10 protein-coding genes and 3 tRNA genes are annotated in these 14,305 nt (G+C 51.7%); 7 read left to right on the top strand and 6 right to left on the bottom strand.

The window, feature by feature from the left end; genetic code table 11:
• Window positions 1-433: 433 nt before the first annotated feature.
• From AC6I4B_RS09250 to AC6I4B_RS09235, 4 genes are all read left to right on the top strand, one after another.
• Window positions 434-1,948 (top strand): anion permease, encoded by a 1,515-nt coding sequence (locus tag AC6I4B_RS09250; protein ID WP_497771177.1) that lies wholly within the window; start codon window positions 434-436, stop codon window positions 1,946-1,948.
• Window positions 1,949-2,004: 56 nt separating this feature from the next.
• The gene (fumA, locus tag AC6I4B_RS09245; RefSeq protein WP_497771176.1) at window positions 2,005-3,654 is read left to right on the top strand and encodes a class I fumarate hydratase FumA; all 1,650 of its coding nucleotides are present in this window, start codon (window positions 2,005-2,007) and stop codon (window positions 3,652-3,654) included.
• 281 nt (window positions 3,655-3,935) lie between these two features.
• The gene (locus tag AC6I4B_RS09240; RefSeq protein ID WP_497771174.1) at window positions 3,936-4,838 is read left to right on the top strand and encodes an ROK family protein; all 903 of its coding nucleotides are present in this window, start codon (window positions 3,936-3,938) and stop codon (window positions 4,836-4,838) included.
• Window positions 4,839-4,853: 15 nt separating this feature from the next.
• On the top strand, window positions 4,854-5,867 hold the full coding sequence (locus AC6I4B_RS09235) for a LacI family DNA-binding transcriptional regulator (RefSeq protein ID WP_497771173.1): 1,014 nt from the start codon (window positions 4,854-4,856) through the stop codon (window positions 5,865-5,867).
• Between the two features lie 141 nt (window positions 5,868-6,008).
• On the opposite strand, the gene AC6I4B_RS09230 is transcribed toward AC6I4B_RS09235, so the two are convergent.
• Window positions 6,009-6,098 (bottom strand) — tRNA-Ser (locus AC6I4B_RS09230).
• Window positions 6,099-6,191: 93 nt separating this feature from the next.
• On the opposite strand from AC6I4B_RS09230, the gene mtfA reads away from it, so the two are divergent.
• Together mtfA and AC6I4B_RS09220 are read left to right on the top strand one after the other, a co-directional pair.
• Window positions 6,192-6,986 (top strand): DgsA anti-repressor MtfA, encoded by a 795-nt coding sequence (gene mtfA / locus AC6I4B_RS09225; RefSeq protein ID WP_497771171.1) that lies wholly within the window; start codon window positions 6,192-6,194, stop codon window positions 6,984-6,986.
• 100 nt (window positions 6,987-7,086) lie between these two features.
• Window positions 7,087-7,162: transfer RNA gene (locus tag AC6I4B_RS09220), tRNA-Asn, on the top strand.
• A 63-nt stretch (window positions 7,163-7,225) separates the two neighbouring features.
• On the opposite strand, the gene cbl is transcribed toward AC6I4B_RS09220, so the two are convergent.
• Together cbl and nac are read right to left on the bottom strand one after the other, a co-directional pair.
• A complete protein-coding gene (gene cbl / locus AC6I4B_RS09215; RefSeq protein WP_497771170.1) occupies window positions 7,226-8,176 on the bottom strand; it encodes an HTH-type transcriptional regulator Cbl in 951 nt (316 codons plus the stop codon).
• 102 nt (window positions 8,177-8,278) lie between these two features.
• Complete coding sequence (nac, locus tag AC6I4B_RS09210) at window positions 8,279-9,196, bottom strand: nitrogen assimilation transcriptional regulator NAC (protein ID WP_497771168.1); 918 nt, start codon at window positions 9,194-9,196, stop codon at window positions 8,279-8,281.
• A 306-nt stretch (window positions 9,197-9,502) separates the two neighbouring features.
• On the opposite strand from nac, the gene AC6I4B_RS09205 reads away from it, so the two are divergent.
• Window positions 9,503-9,578 (top strand) — tRNA-Asn (locus AC6I4B_RS09205).
• Between the two features lie 68 nt (window positions 9,579-9,646).
• Here the strand turns inward: AC6I4B_RS09205 and AC6I4B_RS09200 are convergent.
• The 3 genes from AC6I4B_RS09200 to AC6I4B_RS09190 are packed head-to-tail and all read right to left on the bottom strand — an operon-like array spanning window position 9,647 to window position 14,096.
• Window positions 9,647-10,585, bottom strand: coding sequence for an HNH endonuclease family protein (locus AC6I4B_RS09200; RefSeq protein WP_497771167.1), 939 nt, complete (start codon window positions 10,583-10,585; stop codon window positions 9,647-9,649).
• Window positions 10,582-12,888: an AAA family ATPase gene (locus AC6I4B_RS09195; RefSeq protein ID WP_497771165.1), complete on the bottom strand. Its 2,307-nt coding sequence runs from the start codon at window positions 12,886-12,888 to the stop codon at window positions 10,582-10,584. Before AC6I4B_RS09195 ends, AC6I4B_RS09200 begins: the two co-directional genes overlap by 4 nt.
• On the bottom strand, window positions 12,888-14,096 hold the full coding sequence (locus AC6I4B_RS09190; RefSeq protein ID WP_497771164.1) for a T6SS phospholipase effector Tle1-like catalytic domain-containing protein: 1,209 nt from the start codon (window positions 14,094-14,096) through the stop codon (window positions 12,888-12,890). The genes AC6I4B_RS09195 and AC6I4B_RS09190 overlap by 1 nt, the downstream gene beginning before the upstream one ends.
• Window positions 14,097-14,305 lie beyond the last annotated feature (209 nt).

The raw sequence follows: 14,305 nt of genomic DNA, 5'->3' as shown, positions 1-14,305 counted from the left end.
TTTTATTCACATTTATTTAATAAATATCTCTTTGCTGATAACGTAAACACGTAAAATAACACGGTAACACGCAAACGATAAACACCTTTAAAAACAAATCGTTATACACACAAGCATTGTTATTTTAATATTTAAAACATGATTTTAAATAGAGTTAAGCGTAATAATACCCCATAACCTAATGGGGTTATTCCCGAAGTATAAAAATAATTCCACGCTCGCGTTTATTTGATCCTGATCAATTGTAATGGCCTTCAAAAGAGCATTATATAAATATAAGAATTTTTCAAATTAGCGCTAAATAAAACGGCGGTAATTATCTATATTCAAAATTGCCAGCAACGCTTTTGTAATCTAAATAAAGTAAAAAAACTAAAAAAAGCAGCTGATGATTTTTATGAACCGAATTATTAACTACTTATAGAAGCGTAATATGAACGAGAAAACTGCGACATCGCCCTCGCCAACCCCGGTGAGTAAACCCAAAGCGGGTAAGAAAAATCGCCTCTTGATGATGGCCCTGCCCATTATCGTGGCCATATTGTTACTCTTTGTTCCGGTTCCTGAGGGGCTACCTCCTTATGCATGGCACTATTTCGCTATCTTTGTGGGTGTCATTGTTGGCCTCATCTTTGAACCTCTGCCAGGCGCGGTTATCGGCCTGACGGGTGTCGTGGCTATCGCCCTTTGCAGCCAATGGGTGCTGTTCAGCCCAGAACAACTGGCGGACCCGAAATTCAAACTGGCAGGCGCATCCTTTAAATGGGCCGTCAGCGGTTTTGGTAACTCCACTGTGTGGCTTATCTTCGGCGCTTTCATGTTCGCCGCCGGTTATGACAAAACCCGTTTTGGCCGCCGTCTGGCGCTGATTCTGGTGAAATACCTGGGGCGTCGCAGCCTGACGCTAGGTTATGCCATTACCCTCGCCGATCTGCTGCTGGCTCCGTTTACCCCGTCTAACACCGCACGTAGCGGCGGGACTATCTACCCGATTATCGCTAACCTGCCACCGCTGTACGGTTCAAAACCGAATGACCCAAGCGCACGTAAAATCGGTTCTTACCTGATGTGGGTGGCGATCACCGCCGCCTGTATCACCAGCTCGATGTTCCTTTCAGCTCTGGCGCCTAACCTGCTGGCACTGGCGCTGGTGAAAAGCATTGTCGGTATCAACATTTCCTGGGGTACGTGGTTCATCGCCTTCCTGCCGCTGGGTGTGCTGTTGATTCTGGCGATGCCGCTGCTGGCTTACTGGTTCTACCCGCCAGAAGTGAAAATTAATGATGAAGTGCCGCTGTGGGCAAGCCGTGAGTTGGAAAAACTGGGCAAACTGTCCCGTAACGAAATCCTGCTGCTGGTATTTGTTTGCTGCGCACTGATGATGTGGATTTTCGCTGCCGCATGGATTGAACCAGCGATGGCGGCACTGCTGATTATCGGCCTGATGCTGTGGACTGGCGTGCTGGAATGGAACGATATCACTGGCAATAAAGCGGCATGGAACACCTTCGTGTGGTTCGCAACTCTGGTCGCACTGGCCGATGGCCTCTCCTCTACCGGCTTTATCGGCTGGCTGGGTAAAGAAGGCGGCCTGCTGATGAGCGGTATTTCTCCGGGTGTTGCTACCATCGTACTGCTGCTGGCGTTCTACCTGCTGCACTATCTGTTTGCCAGCACCACCGCGCACACCACTGCGCTGCTGCCTGCGATGCTGACCATCGCCTCTACCATTCCGGGCATGAACATGGAAGTGTTCGTCCTGCTGATGGTGACTTCACTGGGTATCATGGGGATTATCACCCCATACGGTACTGGCCCTAGCCCGATTTACTACGGTAGCGGCTACCTGCCAACCAAAGACTACTGGCGTCTCGGTACAATCTTTGGCGGCATCTTCCTGGCAGCGCTGCTGCTGATTGGTTACCCGTGGATGTCCATGATGTTCTGATTCATAACCGTCGGTAGGCAACTGCCGGCGGTTTTATTTTTATGGAGCAATACGCTATGTCGAATAAACCTTTTGTTTACCAGAATCCTTTCCCGCTGGCCCACGATGACACCGAATACTATCTGCTGAGCCGCGAGCACGTTTCCGTTAGCCAATTTGACGGCCAGGACGTGTTGAAAGTTGAACCTGAAGCCCTGACTCTGCTGGCACAACAAGCGTTCCATGATGCAGCTTTTATGCTGCGCCCTTCCCACCAGAAACAGGTTGGAGCCATTCTTAACGACCCAGAAGCCAGCGAAAACGACAAATACGTCGCGCTGCAATTCCTACGTAACTCTGACATCGCCGCCAAAGGCATTTTGCCAACCTGCCAGGACACCGGCACGGCCATCATCATGGGTAAAAAAGGCCAGCGCGTATGGACCGGTGGTGGCGATGAAGCGGCACTGTCTCAGGGCGTATACAACACCTACATTTCCGACAACCTGCGCTATTCCCAGAACGCGGCGTTGGACATGTATAAAGAAGTGAACACCGGTACGAACCTGCCCGCGCAGATTGACCTCTACAGCGTTGATGGCGACGAGTACAAATTCCTGTGCATCGCTAAAGGTGGCGGTTCCGCAAACAAAACCTATCTCTATCAGGAAACTAAAGCGCTGATTACTCCCGCTAAGTTGAAAAACTATCTGGTAGAGAAAATGCGCACTCTGGGCACAGCAGCCTGCCCGCCGTACCACATCGCGTTCGTCATTGGCGGGACATCCGCAGAAGTAACGCTGAAAACGGTAAAACTGGCTTCCACTCGTTACTATGACGGCCTGCCGACTGAAGGTAACGAGCACGGCCAGGCATTCCGCGACGTGAAACTGGAGCAGGAACTGATGCAAGAAGCGCAGAACCTGGGCCTGGGCGCACAGTTCGGCGGTAAATACTTTGCTCATGATATTCGCGTTGTTCGTCTGCCGCGTCACGGTGCATCTTGCCCAATCGGTATGGGGGTTTCTTGCTCTGCTGACCGTAACATCAAAGCGAAAATCAACCGTGACGGTATCTGGATTGAAAAACTGGAGCACAACCCAGCGCAGTACATTCCAGAAGCGCTGCGTCAGCAGGGTGAAGGCGACGCCGTTAGCATCAACCTCAACCAGCCGATGAGCGAAATTCTTGCTCAGCTTTCCGCGCACCCGGTATCAACCCGCCTGTCGCTGAACGGCACGATTATCGTGGCGCGTGATATCGCTCACGCAAAATTGAAAGAGCTGCTGGATAACGGCGAAGAACTGCCGCAGTACGTCAAAGATCACCCAATCTACTACGCAGGCCCGGCGAAAACGCCAGAAGGTTATGCATCCGGTTCTTTAGGCCCAACCACCGCAGGGCGCATGGACTCCTACGTTGACCTGCTGCAATCTCACGGCGCAAGCATGGTCATGCTGGCGAAAGGCAACCGTAGCCAGCAGGTGACCGACGCATGCCATAAACATGGCGGTTTCTACCTGGGCAGCATCGGCGGCCCGGCAGCGGTATTAGCGCAAGACAGCATTAAGAGCCTGGAATGCGTGGCCTACCCTGAGCTGGGCATGGAAGCTATCTGGAAAATCGAAGTTGAAAACTTCCCGGCGTTCATCCTCGTTGATGACAAAGGCAACGACTTCTTCCAGCAGATCCAAAACAAACAGTGTGCGGGCTGCACTCAACGCTAATCGCCCACGCAAACCTGCCAATAATCCGCAATGGCAGGTGTCAGTAACCTCTGTAAATTGGCTCTGAGTTTTCAGGGCCAATTTTTTGCCCCGCCTTCAATATTCTCTATCAAGAAACGTCTCGCCTCTGCTCACCACGCCCATCTATTCAACCGTCGTCCTGATACGTTCAGTGGCAATAAATGGGCTGTACTCACACATTGCACACTCACCACTTTTGTATAGTAAACAACAAAATTACACTGACCTTTATCACTCAAACACTCAGCAGGGAAACAACGATGAGATTAGGATTAGATATTGGCGGGACAAAAATAGAGGCCGTCGTGCTGGATGACCACGGCGAAACGGTTTACCGCAAACGGTATACCACCCCAAAGCAAAACTACGAGGCCTTTTTCCAGGCGGTCATTGCTGCAATTACAGAAGCGCGGCAGGCTACGCAACCGGCACTAACCATCGGGTTAGGGATTCCGGGTGCTGCGGGCAGTGATGGGCTTATTAAAAACTCCAACATTTTGGTGCTCAACCAACAGCCGTTTGTCCAGCAGCTTGAACAACAGCTCGCCATGCCCGTTGCCGTCACCAACGATGCCAACTGTTTTACGCTATCCGAAGCAATGGACGGCGCAGGTAAAGGTTACGGCGTCGTTTTTGGTGTGATTCTCGGTACGGGCTGCGGCGGCGGGTTATGCGTTGATGGCCGTCTGATCACCGGCCCGAATGCCTGTGCCGGTGAATGGGGCCACAACGCGCTGCCGAGTTATCAGCCAGACAAAGATGGCGACACCGCCGAATGCTACTGCGGCCAATTCAACTGCATTGAGAACTTTATCTCCGGCAGCGGCCTGGAGCGCCAGTATTCTCAGATGTTTAATAAACATGATAAAGTGCCACATATTATTGAACAGCTGAATGCCGGAAACGCCGCAGCCGCTCAACTGTGGGATCGTTATCGCGATCAACTCGCCCGTTCGCTCGCCGGGGTTATCAACACACTTGATCCTGATGCGATCGTTCTCGGCGGCGGCGTATCTAACATTCCACAGATCTACCCTGAGCTACAGCAGCGCATCGCACAGTACGTATTTGGCAAGCAATGCTGTACACCGGTGATACAAGCGCTTCATGGCGATAGCAGCGGCGTACGCGGTGCGGCCTGGCTTGGGGCACAGCGCAAGTAAATAAATGGGAGAGAAATGACTAAAGCCGTCAGAATCCGTGATATCGCCGCTGCCTGCGGCGTATCACCCGGCGCGGTATCTCGCGCCCTGAAAGGCCAGCCAGGCCTGCGCGAAGAAACCCGACAGCGGATTATCGCCGTCGCAGAGCAACAGGGGTATGACTTCTCCCGCCTGCGCAACGATAAAATTAAACGGGTGCTGTTTTTGCTGCACCGCCAGCACAACATTGCCCGCGCGCTGCCGTTCTACTCACCGCTATTTTTGGCTATAGAGGCATCATGCCGCCTCCAGGGTATCGCGCTGAGCTTTTTATCGCTCGGCCCCAGTGACCCCGTTGCCGAGCAGGTTATGCTCCACCAGCCCGACGCCCTCATTTGTGCTGGTTTTTTTGAACCCGAACTGCTGGCGGTGCTTGAACAGCTCAAACTGCCGCTGGTACTCGTTGACCTATGGTCACCAGGGCTGCCCTGTATTAACCCTGATAACCAGCAAGGCGGATATCTCGCCACTCGCCATCTGTTAGCGCAAGGCCGCTCGCGCATTGCATTTTTGGCTAGCACCCTCTCCCATTACAGTATTCGCCAGCGCGAAAAAGGCTATCGCCAGGCGTTATACGAAGCGCGACTGCTGATGCCACCGGAATATGAAGCGATCGCCCTGCCGCAGTTAGATACCGAGCGCGCATTACAAGAGGCGATTAACGAGCTTTTAAGCCTGTCGCAACCGCCAGATGCCATTTTCGCCTATAACGATGCCACCGCACTGTTGGTACTACAGGCATGTGCCCAACGCGGTTTACGCGTGCCGGAAGATATCGCCGTAGTCGGTTTTGATGATATTGAAACCGCTGCATGGTCACAGCCCGCGCTTACAACGGTTGCCGTGAATAAGCATCAGTTGGGTCATGAGACGTTAAAGGTACTGTTATCGGGGGCGCAGGAGGCAAATATTCAGTTGCCGGTAGAATTGGTTATTCGAGCCAGTTCAGGCGTGGCGACAAACCCGCCAACTGATGAGCGTATAGCATAAATAGAGATTGTGCCGAGTATTCCTGTGTTCAGCGTCACAATTGCGGACATAATCAAGTGACGGTTGACCGCTACGAAAATATTCTACGGGCGTTCGAGTAAGGAAAAACAGACGGAGTGTGTGAGATAACTTATTGAAAAGTGGCGGAGAGAGGGGGATTTGAACCCCCGGTAGAGTTACCCCTACTCCGGTTTTCGAGACCGGTCCATTCAGCCGCTCTGGCATCTCTCCGTTTTGATGGTTGCCATCATGCCAGGTTATTTGGCATTTTAACAGACCCAGTCTCTTCAATTGCGTTCAAGTGACGAGTTTGCGAGCAAAACGATGATTAAATGGCCCTGGAAAGCAAGTGACACTGCCGATAAAACAGATTTGCCCTGGGCACAAGCCCTGGCGATCCCTCTGTTAGCCAACCTTTCTATCGACGAACAGCTAAAGCTGGTTCAGCTGGCTGGCCGTTTTTTACAGCAAAAGCGGCTGGTTTTTTTACAAGGATTAGTGGTCGAACCCGTTACCGAGGCGCGAATCGCCCTGCTATTTTGTCTGCCGGTGATGGAACTGGGTTTGGAATGGCTCGACGGTTTCCACGAAATTCTTATCTACCCTGCCCCGTTTATCGTTGACGATGAGTGGGAGGATGACATCGGTCTGGTACACAACCAGCGCGTGGTGCAGTCCGGCCAAAGCTGGCAGCAAGGTCCTATCGTCCTGAACTGGCTGGATATTCAAGACTCGTTCGATGCCTCCGGTTTCAACCTGATAATCCATGAAGTCGCCCACAAGCTGGATACTCGCAACGGTGACCGTGCCAGCGGCGTACCGCTCATTCCCCTGCGCGAAGTCGCGGGTTGGGAGCATGACCTTCATGCAGCAATGAACAACATTCAGGATGAGATTGATTTGGTAGGCGAAAACGCCGCCAGCATTGATGCCTATGCGGCGACCGACCCAGCAGAATGCTTTGCGGTACTGTCTGAGTACTTTTTCAGCGCCCCTGAACTTTTCGCCCCACGCTTCCCTGCACTGTGGCAGCGTTTCTGCGGCTTCTATCAACAAGATCCACTACAAAGATTGCGCGATAATAACCAACAGGATGGAAATTCATCAGCAGTACACTAAAACAACACCTTGAGCTAAATTCAGCCAATTGAATCAGCAAGTTAAATTTAGTGTTGACACAAATATCGAGGAACAGTAGTATTCGCCTCGTTCACACGATTCCTCTGTAGTTCAGTCGGTAGAACGGCGGACTGTTAATCCGTATGTCACTGGTTCGAGTCCAGTCAGAGGAGCCAAATTTAAAAAGCCTGCTTTCAAGCAGGCTTTTTGCTTTTCAGGCGCTTTACCCGCATCAGATATTAAATCTGATAGTCCAGTACCGTTTCTTCCAGTTCCATTGCCTGGCGTTTGATCTCCTCAAGCGACAGCCCTGCGTTACATAACTCAATAAAACGCCACACGTAATTGCGTTGCAACTGCCCTCGTTTTAACCCCAACCAAACGGTGTTGGCATCAAATAAATGGTGAGTATCCAACCGCACCAGGTTGCCCGACTCTTGCGAGTCGCCAGACTGTTCTGCCACCAGACCAATCCCCAACCCCAGCTCGACATACGTTTTAATCACATCAGAATCCTGCGCGCTCAGCACAATATCCGGCGTCAGTCCCTTGCGATTAAAAGCCTCGTCGATGCGCGAACGCCCGGTAATCCCCTGCCGATAAGTAATAAGCGGCCAGCGAGCAATATCTTCCAGCGTCAACGGAGACGTTTGGGTTAACGGATGATCCTGAGGAACGAGCAAGCTGTGGTGCCAGCGAAACCACGGGAAGGCCACCAGCGTCGCGTCGTTGCTCAGGCGCTCACTGGCGATGCCGATATCCGCCCCGCCATTATGCAACAGCGCATCTATCTCCTGCGGTGTTCCCTGAATCAACTCAAGGCGCACATCTTTAAAAATCTCCCGAAATGCTTTAATCACCGGCGGCAAGCTATAGCGCGCCTGCGTGTGGGTGGTTGCAATCGTCAGCACGCCCGACGCATCGTTGGTGAACAAATCGGCCAGGCGGCGAACGTTACTGGCCTCGTTCAGAATACGCTCGGCAATCACCAATAGCGCTTTACCCGGCTCGGTCATCCCTAACAGGCGTTTCCCGCGTCGAATAAAAATCTCAATCCCCAGCTCCTCTTCAAGCTCACGGATATGACGGCTAACGCCAGACTGCGAGGTATAAAGCATATTGGCAACTTCGGTCAGGTTGTAATCCTGCCGCGCCGCTTCGCGAATAATTTTGAGTTGCTGGAAGTTCACGCTTCCCTCCGGATCAATCAGACATTGCGCTATTGTTAAAGTCTGTTGAGCGCGCAAACAAATAATAAAAACCAGCAACATATATCTGAATGGAATATAAGCTTAGCTCACCAGCAGCAATTCCCTGTTATCCCGCATTGGGCGGCTCACCAATGACATCAAAATCTCTTTCACTGCCTGCGCCTGTGGCGTCAGTTGTCCACGAGCCGACACATTCAACGACAGCGGTAAGCTCATTGATGGCGTGGTGATACGCGCCATCCAGCCATTCGCCGCGCTACACAGCGAGCGCGCCGCAGATTCTGGTAGCACGGTCACGCCCATGCCGCTGGCAATCGCAGCGGTTAGAGTTGAAATCGACTCGATCTCGCCGATAATTTTGGCGGTTAAACGGCGCAGAGAGAATGCCTCATCAACACGTGCACGCACGGCGCTGTAGTCTCGTGGTAAAAAGAGATTCATCTCTGCGACCGCCGTAAGATCAACGCTTTGCCCAGGGCACTCTCGCGTGCCGACCAGATACAAATCCTCTTTCAACAGCGGTTGGCTGACGATACCGGCAAGCGGCGTGCGATCGTACAGCACCGCCATATCCAACTGGCCGCTGAGCAATTTGTCGTTTAACACCGTGCCGCTATTCTCATGCAGATACACCAGCACCGCTGGCAGCTCATTTCGTACCGCCTGGAGCAACGGCATGATCATTGACGATGCCGCTGTGCCGGGAGCCAGACCGATGGATACCGCGCCGCTCAGCGTTTGGCCTACGTTGTTCACCGCTAACTGCGCCTGTTCACACTGGCGTAGAATGGTCCGCGCATGGCTATACAACACCTTGCCCGCCTCCGTTGGCGTGACGCCGCGTTTTGTCCGAATCAACAGTTGCTGATCAAGCTCTCCTTCCAGGGTCGCCACCTGCTGGCTCAGCGCTGGCTGCGCGATATGCAGCACTTCAGCGGCTTGTGTCAGGCTGCCGATATCGACGATTTTCACAAAGTACTTCAGTCGTCTTAAGTTCATTTTTGCCTCCGGTAAGAGATAACCAGCCATGCTGGCGTTCAGTAATCGGAGGATTTGCAAGATACTTGCCAATTTTTTAACAATATGAAAAACAAAGAAAAGCCATATCTCAGACACGTTTTCATCTAAGCCGAGAATGCGTCGCTGCCCGATATAGGGTAAATCTGCACTTTCACGGTGCATATGAGCTAAAAAACCAGCAATTATGCGCAAATTGCTGAAATTGTCAGCAAACAAACACAATTAGGCTTTTCACCCTTTGACAACCAACGGGGACCTCGTTAGTATTCGCCCCGTTCACACGATTCCTCTGTAGTTCAGTCGGTAGAACGGCGGACTGTTAATCCGTATGTCACTGGTTCGAGTCCAGTCAGAGGAGCCAAATTTAAAAAGCCTGCTTTCGAGCAGGCTTTTTGCTTTTCAGGCCCTGGTGGGCTGGGCTTGCGCCTGTCACTGCGCGCCGCGTCGCTCAACTTGTTGATAGAAATTGCCTATCCAGGACGCCACCATCGCTGAATAGGGCTGCTCTGGGGCCGCCATCTGTTTCATTTCGTCACCGGTCTTCTGCAACAAAAAAACCAGCCGAGGTTTTATCTTCTCGATTTGCGCCGGAGAAAGCCCCATCCCATTCAACTCGTCGATAAGTTGCCCAAGCGATAACAGCATCTCGCCCAAAAACTCCAGCCGGCGCAGATAACGGGTTCTCTCCTGCACCAGTCCAAGCCGGTTTAATCCATAGACATGAATCGAGGTTGCCCCTTTCGCGCTCGTCGGTTCGCCGCCAGGCACCACCAGACTCACCGGTGGGTTTCCCGTGCTGACAAATTGCAAATGCTGCAAGGGATCATCGACATAAGGATTCAGTAGCAACGGCTGTTCCGCCCCCACATCTCGCGCTTCCGGTTGAAGACGAACGCCTCCCTCCGCAAGCGGGAAACTGTCCTTTTTGCCGGATAAATGGCGCCCTCGCATCGCATTTTCCAACAGGTCGCTCAGGCGAGTTGAGCCATCCACCGTCTTCTGCTTGCGCTTGCGGTTACAATCGATGCAGCTAGGCAACAGATTGTCCCAATCCATCGCCAACCACCAGTATCCAGGATGGGCGTGATCCTCGCTCACCGCGCTTTTCGGACGATAGTGTTCGATATCCACCGGAGCCGAAGCGGAAAAGAATGTTTCACAATAGGCGCATTTATAATGGAAGATCTCATTCAGCCGTTTTTTGATGTCATCATGCTTATAGGCTTTAAAGGGAAAACTCTTTTTATGCCCATCGGCCGCCGCATAGTGCACCCGTGAGCACTCCAGCTCAGTCATGCCCTGTTTGTTTTTTGCACTCAGCACGGCGGGCGCTAAAGCCTGCTTTTTGCTGCGGTCAATTTTTCTCATTGCATGACCTTCTGTAAAATATCCAGAATCTCATTACGCGTGGCATCGCGTAGCGCTTTGATCCGATCGGCAGAACTATCACGCCGCCTTTTCAAGTAGATTGCCACGGCTTCCTGTACCAGGCGATGGGCTTCGGACGTTCCGACAGGCATGGCTTCAGCAATATCTTGCTGGAAATGCGCCACCACGGCTTTCTCTTCGCTATTGAGCTCGTTTTTTGTCAAGAGATCGGCAACATTAGCCATCTGTCGATTTATTTCCGGCGTCTCTGTGGAATATAGCTGGAAGAAATCAGATGTCAGCAGTTGCTCAACGCGCATCGTCTCAACCCCAGGTAACTCGGTGAGAACCTGTACAACCGTAGGGTAAGCACTGTTTACCGCAACGTCATGGCTGGTTATGCGCTGTAGTACCTGTACTTCCCCGTCATACATCCCGCGCAAACAGAGCGGGTCATGGGTCGTTACGATAAACGTGAGGTGAGGCAAAGCACGCCGCAGACCGTTCATTATCTGCATTTTCCAGCGCGGGTGCAGATGGGCTTCCACTTCATCGATCAGAACGACGCCACGAGCCGTTTCTAACCCATCAAAGCCAGGGTTAACTCTGGCGTCCATCAACCCTCGCATAATGTCACAGACCATAGCGAGCACAGAACGAAAGCCGGATGAAACGACGTTTAACGGCGTTTCCGTTGGTGTCGAAACGCCGCCGTAACCGTTGATAGCCGTTATGATGCTACATTCCTTAGTTTGCTTGTCGCGTTTGACAACCGCAAATTCGCCCTCTACGGCCAGTATTTCACGTAATGCTCTGACCACCATATCGAATCTTGCGTCGCTTAACTTCAACAGCCATCGCTCAGGGTTACTGAGCACACTGCCATCAAACAGGTTTCGCACGGCGAGATCGGGCGAGAATGCACGCTGCTTATGCTGATAATGACGGAAAGCACCATACGCAAAAACGGGACCGACGTTGAACATCCCCTCACTGTCTATCCTGGGCGCTCCACTTGCTATCGTCAGCCGTCTTGAATTCCCCAACGAGCTGGTTATTTTCACCTGCGCAGTTGCCGAGTCATCCTCTGGCTCTCCGCCCATCAATCGCGGGTTTAGCACATAGCCTCGCCAGTTAAGCGCCAGCTTGTCTCGTGCTGCTTGCGTCGTCATTGCCAACGCGATGCCTTCCAGAATAGAGCTTTTTCCGGTCGCATTTTCGCCGAGAACCAGTACCGCCGCCGCTTCTTGTTTGTCAGAGTCTGGACGCTCTGCCGCTGCCTGGGGTAGCGTAAGCGTCAAATTTTCCAGCGATTTGAAGTGCCGGAACTCGACGGACTTCAGCGTATCAATCGGCGCATCAGCAAGTTCAACCTTATCGACCTTAGAATAGGGAACTATCTCATCCAGCCACAGCGCATCTACGGCCTCTCTGAACCAAAGGTAACCTTGCTCTTGTCGGAGCAACGGCAAAAAAACTCTCTCTATACGGGCTGAAGAGAGGTAGGGCATTGCCCCTTTTCGCGTCCCCAGTTTAGCGGCAATACGGCGTAACAACAGATACCAGCTCCCGCCAAATTCTAATTCAGCGAACTGAAAATACCGTTTCAACAATGTAGAGGAATGTTGCGTAATCGCGTCTACCATCGCATCCAGATAGTGTGCAAAGTGTCCTGCGCGTACCATAACAAGTCGCTCTCGATTGAGGCCATACGTGCGGATTGTTTCGTATCCTTGCAGCGAAAGCGGCACCAGTTTTCCCTGCGCCTCGACGGCAAAATGGGTATACATGGTTTTCGTCTCGCAGGGATCGAGCAGCAGGTTACGTTCTTTCGGTGGCCACTCGGGCCACAGCCCGTCACGGCTTTCCAGAAAATCGCGAAACGCTTGTGCCGATGGCACCGGTGCCCGTTTTCCCTGTACCGGAAAATAATTACGCGAATGTTTGTTGCATTCATTGCAAATCAAATATTGATTCTGCCAACTACCGGCTAGCCAGGAATAATAGAGATGTGAGTCTGACAAATTGATCTGTGGCGATGCATGACCCTGGGGGCGAAACGTTGACACCGTGAGCGAGCTGCTAGTTTCTTCACAAAAAGCACAGCGCCCACGGAATAATTGTTCAAGCTTTGCAAACAACTCACCGTTTCGCGAATGCGCTGCCATTCTCGGCGGACGAGTCTGGGCCTGTTGCTCTGGGATAAGCTGCAAAAAGCTCAGCATCTTTTCCCCCTCATCTTTTACATATTCTGCCTGTAATGATTGCGGGGGGGAAACACGCCTCCGGTTAACGTATTGCATCAATCCTTCTCCATGCCGTTCGGATTTTCTGATTTATCGGTGAAATGGTAAATGCCATTAAGGTTAATCGGTCGATACGTTTTATCCAACGCCATACGCTCCTGGACTGAATAATGAATCAGCGACTCTGGAGGAATTTCTCTGGGTTCACCCAGCGGCAAATACCACCCAAGAAAAGCACGACGTTGCGGCCAGCTACGCCAGCGCACCGATTTTGGAATAATTTCCAGAATCCACCAGAAGAAAGTCAGTGAATTATGCAGTTCCCCCGTAGGGCCAGGAGGAACAAAACGTTCATCCCCATGAGAGAGATGACCACCTTCAGTAATAGCGCGCCGCGCCGCCTCATCAAAGGTTAAACCGGCTTTTTCGGCCTCATCGAGCATCCAGATAAGCGGGTACTTTGACAGCGCACTTTCCCTCTCTGGGTAGCCACCACCCACATCGGAATGGACACCAGCAAACCAGACTTGCAGGATATCCTGAGCTATTTCACTGTGTCTTTTATAAGGCTCAGGCCGGTAATTCTGCGGCGAAGTCCAACGGTTTAGCCGGAACATGCGCCGTCTTTCATCAATTGAAATCGCCTGACGAAAAATTTTCACAGCTCGGTTGGTTCGGGTAAAACGAAGGGTTTGCAGGCTCGGTAACAGGCGGTCTTTGCGTGGGACAATAATAGATGCCACTGTATCCCAGACGCCGATAAACTCAACCCGCGCAGGGCGTCCACCGGCGACACGGCCAAATAACCAGGCGGTTTTCAGCTCGTCGGACTGCGTTGATTCGCTCCGATCGCCGCTGGCTTCCTTGTAAGCTGTCAGGCCATAGCTCGCCAGGTTGCGCTGATCGGCATGAACAATGCCGATAGTTTCAATAAGTGCAGCGAGCACGCGTACAGTGTAAGCACCACGACTAAACCCCATCAGGTAAATTTTATCTTCCGGTTGCCAGTGCTGACAGAGAAATTCATAGGCTTCAAGAATATCGTCATCCAGACCATAGCCGGTTGCCAGCCCCAGAATCACCCGCCATTTCTGTTTAAAGCGCTGCCACGGATTATCCTGGCTCAGCGTGCCGACGCCAGGGGTATAAAATACCTGCTGCCGTTCATCCTTCTGCAAAATACGATAAAACTTAAGCACGTTGGACATCGTAGTGTTAAGTTCATTTCCCGTGCCGTCACAGCAAATGATAATCCGCTTCCCCATATGCGCTCCAGTAAACTCGGTTATCTTCGTCAAACTAAGAGATGAGCTATTCAAAGAATACAGCAGAAAATATAGAATGCCTGAAATATCGATTGATAGGACGACACTGGATATTTAACTTAAGGTTAATGATATCTCAAGAAATTCACCAGGAAATAAACAGGATGTTATTAAATACAGCACATGGCAGTTTAATTTCTATTAGCTTT

The sequence above is a fragment of the Kluyvera fluvialis genome (assembly GCF_059725275.1).
The sequence above is the reverse complement of the archived record's forward strand: the minus strand, read 5'-3'. Positions and strand labels throughout refer to the sequence as shown.